This window comes from Vibrio sp. 1641, assembly GCF_033339995.1.
Classification (GTDB): Bacteria; Pseudomonadota; Gammaproteobacteria; order Enterobacterales; family Vibrionaceae; genus Vibrio; species Vibrio alginolyticus.
In genome coordinates, this window is sequence record NZ_JAWOVP010000002.1 from 826885 (window position 1) to 838652 (window position 11768).

Sequence of the window (11768 nt, forward strand, 5' to 3'; positions counted from 1 at the left end):
TCATTAACATTATACACAAGCTATGCGCACTAAATGCAGACTGAGCACAATTAAAAACGGCTGATAATTAATATCAGCCGTTTGCTTATCGGAAATGTCGTTGTGCCGGTTTGCTCACTATTCCGCTTCCACCAAAGCGATCTTATCGGATGTCGATTTTTCCAATTTTATCGCAATAAACTTAGAGGTTGGCGTAAACGTTCTATCCCCATAACTTTCCAAAGGAACTAATGGGTTTGTTTCTGGATAGTAAGCCGCCGCCTGACCTGCTGGTACATCATAGGCAACAAGCGTAAATCCGCTCACACGGCGCTCAACGCCATCTTCCCACAGTGACACCATGTCCACTTTGTCGCCCGGTTCAAAACCGAGTTTACGAATATCCGCTTCATTGATAAACAGCACTTCGCGCATACCAAATACTCCACGATAACGGTCATTCAAGCCGTAAAGTGTCGTATTGTATTGGTCGTGTGAGCGCATGGTTTGCAAGATCAAATCTGGCTTTTGGCCTTTTTCGAGTATCGCTTCGCTGATCAACTGTTTCGGCAACTCGCTAGAGCTGAACTGTGCTTTGCCGCTTGGTGTATTCCATCGACGCTCGGCAGCTGGGTTTACCAAGTGGAATCCACCCGGGTGTTTAAGCTTATGGTTAAAGTCGGTAAAGCCCGGAATCGTGTCGGCAATCAAATCGCGAATACGGTCGTAATCTTCAATCGCCCACAACCAATCAATTGGTTTTGCCCCGAGTGTCGCATTGGCAATACCGGCAATAATCGCTGGTTCTGAACGCAAATGCTCCGAACGCGGTTTTAGCTGACCAAATGAGATATGTACCATGCTGAAGGTATCTTCAACCGTCACGCCTTGTGGGCCAGTCGCTTGCTGATCAATCTCAGTACGGCCTAAGCATGGAAGAATAAGCGCATCTTTACCTGTGACAAGGTGAGAACGATTTAACTTCGTCGAAATGTGTACGGTTAAATTACAGTTTCGCATCGCGTTGTGCGTACGTTCTGTGTCTGGCGTTGCTTGTGCAAAGTTACCGCCCAAACCGATAAATACTTTCGCTTGCCCTTCTTCCATCGCTTTAATGGCTTGCACAGTGTTGTGGCCTTCACCACGCGGGACGTCAAAGTTAAATCGACTTTCAATGCGATCCAACAACAGACCTGAAGGTTTTTCATCAATGCCCATCGTACGGTCGCCCTGAACGTTACTATGACCACGCACTGGTGAAAGACCCGCGCCCGGCTTACCAACGTTACCTCGTAACAATTGCACGTTTGCGACTTCTTTAATGGTTGGTACAGAGTGACGATGCTGAGTCAACCCCATCGCCCAACACATGATCACACGTTCTGCACGTCGATACATGCTCGCTACCATCTCGATTTCACTTAAATCAAGACCCGATTGTTCCGCGATGTGTTCCCAAGAGGTTGCGTCCACTTCAGCCAAATACTCATCAATACCTATCGTGTGTTGCTTGATGAACTCACGGTCAAATACCGCTTTGCCACCGTTTTGCAATGCCTCGCGTTCCCATTGCAACAAGAATTTCGCGATGCCACGAAACACTGCCATGTCTCCACCTAAAGCAGGACGCAGGTACGCCGTGTTGGTAGGCTCTGAGCCGTTACTCAACATCTCAATCGGCATTTGTGGGTTTTGGAAACGCTCTAATCCGCGCTCTTTCAGCGGGTTTAGACAGATAACCTGTGCACCACGTTTTACCGCTTCGCGCAGAGGTTCAAGCATTCGTGGGTGATTCGTGCCCGGGTTTTGACCAATCACAAAAATCGCGTCGGCTTCTTCAAAATCATCAAAGATCACTGTGCCTTTACCAACGCCAATGGTGTCTTTCATCCCTATTGCACTGGCTTCGTGACACATGTTGGAACAATCTGGGAAGTTGTTGGTACCGAATGCGCGCACAAATAGCTGATACAAAAACGCCGCTTCGTTGCTTGCACGACCAGAGGTATAAAACTCAGCTTGGTGTGGCGAATCCAATTGATTGAGATGTTTCGCGACAAGTGCAAAAGCCTCATCCCAAGAGACTGGCACGTAGTGATCGGATTCAGCATCGTATCGCATTGGGTGCGTGATACGGCCTTGGTATTCCAACCAGTAATCGGTTTGAGTTGAGAGAGAAGAAGCGCTGTGATTGGCAAAAAACTCAGGATCAACCAGACGATTGGTCGCCTCCCAGTTTACCGCTTTCGCGCCATTCTCACAGAAATTGACTTTACCACTATCTGGCGACTCACCCCATGCACATCCCGGGCAGTCGAAACCGCCATTTTGGTTGGTTTTGAGCATAGTGCGAATGTTTTTAACTGCATTTTCACTGCCCCACCAACTTCTGGTTACGGCTTTCAGTGCACCCCAACCACCAGCTGGACCTTTGTATGCTTTTATTTGTTCTTTTTGGCTCACGACTTTACTCCTCGCAGATATACCAGCAAGCAGGGTGCCCGTGAAAACAAGCGCGTTATTTATTGAGATAATGCGGAAGTATTGAAGGGCTTAGTTTCTAATCCATGTATTTTTTAATCCAAATAAGTAACCACTCAACATGCTCTCGCTTGTCCGAGCGTTTACTTATCTAGATTCTTGATATCGGATACCCGCCTACTGTTTCTATGACTGGTAGATTCAATTCGCATTGTTGCGTCTTGATCTAAATCAAAGATTAAGTCGATATTCAATATGCGTCCAATTGATAATCCTGACCGAGTGATAAACAAAATCTATGACGAATTTTTCCACTGACGGTTATCACATTTTTAATCAATACAATTTATGAGGTTAATCGTTTTCCCATTCGATTCCACCTAGTTCGATTAACGAACTCAATAAAATCGGCACTCTTGATAATAGATAATATCTATCACACTATAGATACTTTAAATTTGACCCTAATTAATATCAGGAATAGCCTTGATTCAGATCAATTTTGAGTGTGGTTTTATTCTTGACTTGGTTTTGGTTTTCCATTCCCTAGTTAAAACGCTCCAGCGCTTAAAAAGTACGGTAGTGCTGTGCCCTTTTTAGGGAGTTCCCCCGTACATGTGACTCACAACGCAAGGTTAACAAGCCATTATGGATATCAAACAACTTAAATATCTCATCGCACTTGAACAGACCAAACACTTTGGTCAAGCCGCCGCATTGTGCCACATTACGCAGCCTACCTTGTCCATGAGGATCCGAAGCTTAGAGGAAGAACTCGATCTCGAATTAATCCAAAGAAGTCAACGATTTGAAGGATTTACAGAAGCCGGAGAACGCATTTTGGCTTGGGCAAAAACCGTCTTAGCAGCTCATGATGGATTGCAAGCCGAAGCCGCCAACTGCCGTGGTCAATTGGTCGGCTCTCTTCGGCTTGGAATGGTGCCACTCGCCAGCCAAAACCCTATGCAATTGCTCAAACCATTAGCTCAACAGTTCCCTGAGTTACGCTTTCAAATACTCTCCATGACGACCGAACAGATCATAGACCAACTCAATCGAAATCAACTTGATTTGGGGATGTGTTATGTCGATCAAGTTAACACCGCTTACTTCGATGTTATCGAGCTCGACTCGACCAAACTTGGCGTTTTATTCGATGAGCGTCATTTTGATTTTGCCGAATCTGAAGTGTTATGGGAGTCACTCAATAACATTCCGCTAGGGCTGCTTTCGAAGGGCATGCACTATCGCCACTCCATTGATCTTAGCTTTGTGAGTAAAGGGCTGGTTCCGCAAACCGTCATTGAAAGTAACTCCACCTTTCACTTGATCCAAGCAGTAACCAGTGGCCTTTGTTGCGCCATTATGCCGCTGAATTGTGGATTGGAAGAGTTGAACGATACGCTTCGCATTATCCCTATCGAAGAAGCCGCCGTTCACGCCCCGCTAGGTTTGTTAAAGCGAAAACAAGAACCGTTCTCCGCGCTAACCGATCAGTGCTTCGCAGAAGCAAAAAACATATTCAATCGATAACAAGAATCCACACGTCAATTTTTGGCATACATAACGGCTTATGAGGTGATTTCATGAGATGTACTACTCAATCTTATTTTGAACTGTCCGATTTCAATCAAGCACCACCTCAACCAAGTGCGTTCAATTACCGAGAATTGATTGATGGCCGCCCAGTGCAACAAATGTCGCTGGCGAGTGAATCCGCCTTAGCTATCAGCTATAACGGCATTAGCCAAGCGGTCATGATGGTGACGCCAGGCCATCTGGAAGACTTCGTGAAAGGATTTAGCCTAAGCACAGGCATCGTCCACGATTTCAAAGAGATTAAAGACATTGAAATTGGTGGCGATCACGAATCTCACTATGCGGAAGTGGAAATCAGCAACCGCGCTTTCTGGGCGTTAAAAACACAGCGCCGAAATCTTGCCGGCACAACCGGATGCGGCATTTGTGGTGTAGAGGCTCTGGAACAAGCTTTGCCTGATTTGGCACCGCTAACACCGTCTCTTCCTCCGCGCTCCGATGTATTTGAAGGGCTGCGAGACAAAGTCGCACTGCATCAAGAAGCCGCACGTGAATCTGGCGCGTTACACGCCGCTTTATTTGCAGATTTACAAGGCAACATCAAGTTGTGCCGAGAGGACATCGGCCGTCACAACGCGCTAGATAAGTTGATTGGCGCATTGGCCAACAATCACATCGAGCCTCAAAGTGGCTTCGCTATCATGACAAGCCGTTGCAGCTTAGAGTTGATCCACAAAGCCGTTCGCGCGCGTATCCCCACTCTGGTTTGCTTATCTGCACCTACAGCGTTAACTGTCGAATGGGCAAGAAGAAACCATTTGAACCTAATTCACTTACCAAAACACGGCTCGCCACGTCTATACAGCCCTGCGCCTTAACACGTCAACCTAGCCAAATTCCTAATATTTCTAACAGAGACCTCCGGGTTTCTGTTGTTTGCTTCTCGTTCCCAATTGATACTTAGCGACAAGCCACTATTCTCTCCAACCAAACGTGCTCACCCCTTGTCAGCACTAAGCTTGCGTATATTAACCTGCTTGCATTTGAACGCTTTCCAATCCGATAGAACCCTGTCAAAGACCCATAGATTAGTAAGGATTTTGTGTGACTCTTTTCACGCTTTTCCGCCTTACTAGGCATTTCTAGGAATTTTTCCTAGCCGATCTAGGCAACCATCTCATGTGCCTCACAAAACCACTCTCTAGAATTCCGCTCAGTCAAAGGTAACAAGAGCGCATAACGGTCTCCGTTGTGTTTCTAAAACAATTACAAGAGAGTTCATCATGTTAAAATTCCTCGAACAGGTGCGGAAGCCGACCCTCGATCTTCCCGTCGAAGTTAGAAGAAAGATGTGGTTTAAACCGTTCATCCAATCTTACTTGGTCGTATTCATCGGCTACCTAACCATGTACTTGATTCGTAAGAACTTCAATGTCGCGCAAAACGACATGATCTCAACTTACGGTTTGAGCATGACAGACCTAGGTCTTATTGGCCTTGGCTTCTCCATCACATACGGCATCGGTAAAACCGTTGTGTCTTACTACGCTGACGGTAAGAACACCAAGCAATTCCTCCCTTTTATGCTGATCCTTTCTGGTCTTGCAATGCTTGGTTTCAGCTTCAGCATGGGCGGCGGTAGTGCAAGCCTGTTCTTGATGGTGGCTTTCTACGCTCTAAGTGGTTTCTTCCAAAGTACTGGTGGCCCTTCTAGTTACTCAACCATTACAAAATGGACACCTCGTAACAAACGCGGCTCTTACCTCGGCTTGTGGAACATGTCACACAACGTTGGTGGTGCGGGCGCAGCGGGTGTTGCTCTTTTCGGTGCCAACTACCTATTCGACGGGCACGTAATCGGCATGTTCGTGTTCCCTTCTATCATCGCGATCATCGTCGGCTTTATCGGTATGCGCTTTGGTAGCGACTCTCCAGAAGCTTACGGTCTAGGTAAAGTAGAAGAACTTTTCGATGAAGCAGTGAGTGAAGAAGACACCGCCGCTGAAGAAAACCAGATGACCAAAAAAGAAATCTTTGTTGAATACGTTCTTAAAAACAAAGTTATCTGGCTACTTTGCTTTGCCAACATCTTCCTTTACATCGTGCGTATCGGTATCGACCAATGGTCAACGGTATACGCATACCAAGAGCTTGGTCTTTCAAAAGAAACGGCAATCTCTGGCTTTACTCTGTTCGAAGTCGGTGCGCTTGTGGGTACTTTGATGTGGGGTTACTTATCTGACCTAGCAAACGGTCGCCGCGCATTGGTAGCTTGTGTGTCTCTTGGCTTGATCATCGTATCGCTTGAGTTCTACCAACACGCCACTAGCGAGTTCATGTACTTAGCCTCTCTATTTGTATTGGGCTTCTTGGTGTTTGGTCCGCAACTTCTTATCGGTGTTGCCGCGGTTGGTTTTGTCCCTAAAAAAGCAATCAGTGTGGCTGACGGCGTAAAAGGTACATTCGCTTACCTAATCGGTGACAGCTTCGCGAAACTTGGTCTCGGTATGATTGCAGACGGTACACCTATCTTCGGCTTAACAGGTTGGAAAGGTACCTTCGCAGCCCTAGATACCTCCGCCATGATTTGTATTGTTTTGCTTGCTTTCGTCGCTATCGCGGAAGAGAAGAAGATTCGACACGCGAAGAAGCTTCAACTTGCACAAAACCAAGCCTAACTTCTCTGCGCGCTTTACTTCGGTAAAGCGCGCAAGATCATTAAAAAGCATGGCTCAATTCAGTATCATTAAAGATTTTTCTATTGGCTCCTGTTGGAGCTTATTGTTGTTAGTCGTCTGCTCTATTTGGTTGTAATAATGATTCATGTTGCTCTAGTTGATGATCACGTCATCGTGCGTTCAGGTTTCGCACAATTATTAAATTTAGAAAGTGATATTACCGTTGTTGGTGAATTCGGCTCTGTCGCCGAAGCGCGAAAAGGCTTGCCTGCGGTACACCCTCATGTCGTCATCCTAGATATCTCCATGCCAGATGAAAGCGGCTTAAACTTTCTCAGCGAAATACCAACTGGCATTGCCTGCGTGATGCTTAGCGTGCATGACTCCCCTGCGATGGTGGAAAAATCACTAAAGCTAGGTGCAAAAGGCTATCTTAGTAAACGCTGTAGCCCAGACGAACTTATTCAAGCCGTGAGAACCAGTGCTTCTGGCGGCTGTTACCTCACATCAGATATTGCACTTAAACTTGCAACGCCTAGAGACAACACCACCTCTCTATGCCAACTGACAAAACGTGAAAACGAGGTATGTCAGCTACTTGCCACTGGGTTGGATGTAAAGTCTGTCGCGGCAGAGCTTGGCTTGAGCCACAAGACTGTGCATGTTCATCGTGCGAATGCCATCGACAAACTCGGCGTGAAAAACAACGTTGAGCTCGCCAAACTATTTTCTCAAGAGTCCTTTTAATGCGAGCTTATGCTGTTACCACCATTTGCGGACTTTTTGTTATGGCTTGCGCCTGGTTTTGCTTGTGGGTGATTGCCTATTACTTTGTCAATGATCCCGAGTTGGCGATCTTATTGTTTCCTTTCGCTTTACGATTAGGTGTCGCCCTTCACACTCGTACCGCTTATTGGCCGACGATTTACCTTTCGGAGTGGGGACTTTCCATCGCACTTGCGATGTTACTGGGTCAACCGCAGTGGCTTACCGTGCTGATTGCGAGCATTGCCAGTATCCCGGTCACACTGATTGCGAAAAAATACTACTACGGTGACCAAAACCGCCACTTAGCCGTAATGGGCGTTGTGATCATCATTACCGCCTTCATCAACGTAATGGCGGTCGGCTTTCACGTGCCTTCTGTTTACATGGTGTGGTTAGCCAGTATTTCTGGTGGGCTGATGCTGGTTCCTATGTGCTACCTGTTGTGGAGCTATTTGTTCCAAAGTCGTTGGTCTCCGCTTAGCTCTCTCCTACTTAGTAATGCCGTTGTATTTCAGGTGCGTCATATCGTGCTTTATGCGCTGCTTTTGATCGGCAGTATTTTGGTGCAAACCAGTTTACCTGAAGAGCTAAAACGATTTGCGCCATTTTGTATGGCTATCCCAATTATCGTGTTGGCACTTCGTTACGGCTGGCAAGGAGCCCTGCTCGCCACCATGCTCAACAGCATTGCGCTGATTGCGGCTCGCAGCGGCGTATCAAATCTAGAAATCACCGATTTGTTATTATCTCTCTCGGCGCAAACCATCACCGGCATTATGCTCGGCTTAGGGGTTCAGAAACAAAAAGACCTCAATCACAAACTGCGCGGCGAACTTGCACGCAATCAGAATTTGTCTCGCCAGCTTATCAAAGCGGAAGAATCGGTAAGACGCGATATTGCGCGCGAGCTACATGACGAAATTGGACAGAACATCACGGCGATCCGCACACAAGCCAACATCATTAAGCGGGTAAATAACACAGAAACAAGCGTGGGTTGCGCCGACATGATCGAAGGGCTTTCCCTCAACGTGTACGACACCACTAAGCGACTGTTAAGCAAGCTAAGACCAAAAATGCTGGATGATTTGGACTTGAAAGAATCCGTCGAGCAACTGACGCGAGAGATGGAATTTGCCAATCACGGAACGACTGTTCAACTGAACTGGCAAGGCGATTACACCAACTTGAGTGACACGCTCAAAGTCACCCTATTCCGTTTATGCCAAGAGTCATTGAATAACGCCGCCAAATATGCAGAAGCGCAGTTGATCACTATTGAACTGACGATCGGAGAAGCGGCGGTGTCATTGATGATTCACGATGATGGTGTCGGCTTCAAAGTTCAGGACAGCATGAAAGGCATGGGCGTTCGCGGCATGCAAGAGCGTGTGCACGCGTTAGGTGGAAAAATGGTTATCTACTCCACCAGCGATCAAGTGATCGGCACACAAATCAGCATTACTTTACCTAAGGTGTAACTCAAGATGTTTGGATTTTTACGTTCACCTAAATTTACTCAACCGAGTCTGAGCAACGAGCAAATCGACCAGCGTTACCGCCATTGGCGTTTGCACATTATGTTGGGGATGTACATCGGCTACGCAGGTTTCTACTTTACTCGTAAGACCTTTAACTACGCCGCACCAGCGATGATTACCGATCTTGGCTTAGATAAGGGCGATTTGGGCCTTATCGGTACGCTTTTCTACATTACTTACGGCTGCTCGAAGTTTATTTCCGGTACGATTTCAGATCGCTCTAACCCTCGTTATTTCATGGGATTAGGATTGATTGCGACAGGTCTGGTCAATATCGCGTTCGGTTTTTCTAGCTCACTCGCGGCTTTCATTACTCTGTGGATCTTAAACGCGTGGTTCCAAGGCTGGGGCTGGCCTTCATGCTCCAAGCTGTTAACCACTTGGTATTCACGCTCCGAGCGTGGCTTCTTATGGGCGATTTGGAACACCGCACACAACGTTGGTGGCGCTCTGATCCCTATTTTGGTGGGCTATTTAACGTTGCACTACAGCTGGCGTGAAGGCTTTATTCTACCCGGCATCATCGGGGTATTACTCGGTCTATTCGTTTGTTGGCGATTGCGCGACAAACCCACAACAATGGGCTTACCAAGTGTCGGACAATGGCGCAACGACGCACTAGAACTTGCGCAAGAAAATTACGGACGTGGCCTCACCTACCGAGAAATTCTGAAATCGTACGTATTTAACAACAAATACATCTGGCTACTCGCGTTCAGTTACGTGTTGGTTTACATCGTCCGAACCGCAATCAATGACTGGGGAAACCTGTACTTGACCGAGCAGCATCACTATAGCCTGATTAATGCCAACGCTGCTCTGTCGATGTTTGAAATTGGCGGTTTTGTTGGTTCATTGGTTGCGGGTTGGGGCTCAGACAAACTCTTTGACGGTAACCGTGGACCAATGAACTTGCTGTTCGCGATTGGGATTTTCTTATCTGTCTCTGCGCTTTGGCTAATGCCTCTGACCAACTTTGCATTCCAAGCAGCGGGATTGTTCTCCATCGGCTTCTTTGTCTTTGGACCACAAATGCTGATCGGTATGGCGGCGGCGGAGTGCTCTCACAAAGACTCTGCCGGCGCGGCAACAGGATTCGTGGGCTTGTTCGCCTACATGGGCGCAGCATTGTCTGGTTATCCACTGGCGTTAATTCTTGAAGAATATCATTGGACGGGTTTCTTCATCACCATTTCAGTTTGTGCAGCCGTCATTGGCCTTTTGTTGCTGCCATTTTTGCAAGCGCAACCATCACGAAAACCACTCGAACCAAAACCTCGGTTGTAAATCGACTTATCGCCCTTCGGGCAAATTGGCGAGTGACCTAACCGCGCTCGCCCACCTTATTTAACGTATCTCTGCTCAATTTTTCTTCCGATTCAGTTCGGAGGGTTAACTATGGGAAAAATTCATGAATTTGAACACTATTTCATCGCATAGCTTCTTTCAAATGAACAACAAAATCCAAAACTACGCTTGGGGAAGCACCTCTTCTATTCACGATTTGTTTGGCTTTTCTAACGAAACGAATGAGCCTCAAGCAGAAGTATGGATGGGTACTCACCCAAACGGCTGCTCTGAAGTTCAGATTGAGCAGAACACGCTGCCTTTGTCTGAACTGATCAAACAAAACCAACCCGCTTACTTATCAGCAGAAACCGCAGCGAAATTTGGCGACCTGCCCTTTCTGTTTAAGATCTTAGCGGCCGAACATGCACTGTCGATTCAAGTTCACCCAAGCAAACAAGATGCCGAAATAGGCTTCGAAAAAGAACAAAGTGCCGGGATCCCACTAAACGCAAGCCATCGTAACTACAAGGATCCAAACCACAAACCAGAGTTGGTGTACGCGCTGACAAGTTACCAAGCCATGAACGGTTTTCGCTCGTATGCCGAGATTATTGAGGCATTTAGCCTTTGCGATATCGATGAGCTACGCGCGCCTCTTGACACATTCAAACGCGAAATCAACTCACAAGGTTTACGCGATTTCTTTGTGCACATTCTTACCATGGAAGGAGAAACAAAAGAGCGAGCACTGAAACAGCTTCTTGCCCACGCTTCACGTCAATCGGAACAAGGCACTGACAGCGACGTTTACCAGCTCATCTTGGATCTATCCACTCAATACCCTGGCGATGTCGGCTTGTTTTCGCCATTACTGTTGAATGTCATCACGCTGCAACCTGGCGAAGCGATGTTCCTGAGCGCAAGAACGCCACACGCTTACATTAAAGGTACGGGATTAGAGATCATGGCGAACTCAGATAACGTTTTGCGTGCAGGACTCACGCCGAAACATATGGATGTTGAAGAACTGGTTAAATGCACAGATTTTGTGCCTAAGCCGTTTAACAGCCTTGTTCTTAAACCCAATGCCAATGGTTGCCAAAGCCTTTATCCGGTCCCAGTGGCAGACTTTAGTTTCAGCATTCTTAACCAACCGAACAATGAAGTGGTTGATGCCAATAGCGCAGAGATTTTGATGGCGATTGATGCCGACCTGACACTCATCAGTGATAACGGTGAGACGTTAACCGCCGCGAAGGGACAATCTGTATTTGTTCCTGCTTACGTTGGCCATTACCGTATTCAAAGTGCGGGACGTGTGGCTCGCGCCTTCAACTAGTTTTTGAACAACCGATTCAAACTAACGTCTGACCCAAGGGACTGGGTTAGACAATTTATTCCTTTCATAGATTGAACCATTCCGCTTTTAAGGCGCTCATGCTTACACCTTGCCGAATCCAAACACCTACAGGCCAGTTTCTCTAAAAGCCAT

General features: G+C 46.9%; 8 protein-coding genes. 7 read left to right on the forward strand and 1 reads right to left on the reverse strand.

What is annotated here, in order from left to right; all coding sequences use genetic code 11:
* Positions 1 to 117: 117 nt before the first annotated feature.
* Complete coding sequence (locus R7Z47_RS07670; protein WP_225478081.1) at positions 118 to 2442, reverse strand: FdhF/YdeP family oxidoreductase; 2325 nt, start codon at positions 2440 to 2442, stop codon at positions 118 to 120.
* Between the two features lie 666 nt (positions 2443 to 3108).
* Between R7Z47_RS07670 and R7Z47_RS07675 the strand changes: the two genes are divergently transcribed.
* From R7Z47_RS07675 to manA, 7 genes are all read left to right on the forward strand, one after another.
* Positions 3109 to 3993, forward strand: coding sequence for a LysR family transcriptional regulator (locus tag R7Z47_RS07675; protein WP_005460961.1), 885 nt, complete (start codon positions 3109 to 3111; stop codon positions 3991 to 3993).
* Between the two features lie 53 nt (positions 3994 to 4046).
* Positions 4047 to 4877, forward strand: coding sequence for a formate dehydrogenase accessory sulfurtransferase FdhD (gene fdhD, locus R7Z47_RS07680; RefSeq protein WP_017447522.1), 831 nt, complete (start codon positions 4047 to 4049; stop codon positions 4875 to 4877).
* 405 nt (positions 4878 to 5282) lie between these two features.
* Entirely contained in the window at positions 5283 to 6677 is a 1395-nt protein-coding gene (uhpT, locus tag R7Z47_RS07685) for a hexose-6-phosphate:phosphate antiporter (protein WP_021707729.1), read from the forward strand.
* 138 nt (positions 6678 to 6815) lie between these two features.
* Positions 6816 to 7424: a transcriptional regulator UhpA gene (gene uhpA, locus R7Z47_RS07690; RefSeq protein WP_065275325.1), complete on the forward strand. Its 609-nt coding sequence runs from the start codon at positions 6816 to 6818 to the stop codon at positions 7422 to 7424.
* On the forward strand, positions 7424 to 8926 hold the full coding sequence (uhpB, locus tag R7Z47_RS07695; protein ID WP_206949014.1) for a signal transduction histidine-protein kinase/phosphatase UhpB: 1503 nt from the start codon (positions 7424 to 7426) through the stop codon (positions 8924 to 8926). Before uhpA ends, uhpB begins: the two co-directional genes overlap by 1 nt.
* Positions 8927 to 8932: 6 nt before the next feature.
* Positions 8933 to 10273, forward strand: a complete 1341-nt coding sequence (locus R7Z47_RS07700; protein WP_206949015.1) for an MFS transporter — start codon at positions 8933 to 8935, stop codon at positions 10271 to 10273.
* 124 nt (positions 10274 to 10397) lie between these two features.
* Positions 10398 to 11615 carry a mannose-6-phosphate isomerase, class I gene (gene manA / locus R7Z47_RS07705; RefSeq protein ID WP_176311570.1) on the forward strand — a complete coding sequence of 406 codons (1218 nt, stop codon included), beginning with the start codon at positions 10398 to 10400 and terminating at the stop codon, positions 11613 to 11615.
* The last annotated feature ends 153 nt before the right edge of the window (positions 11616 to 11768 follow it).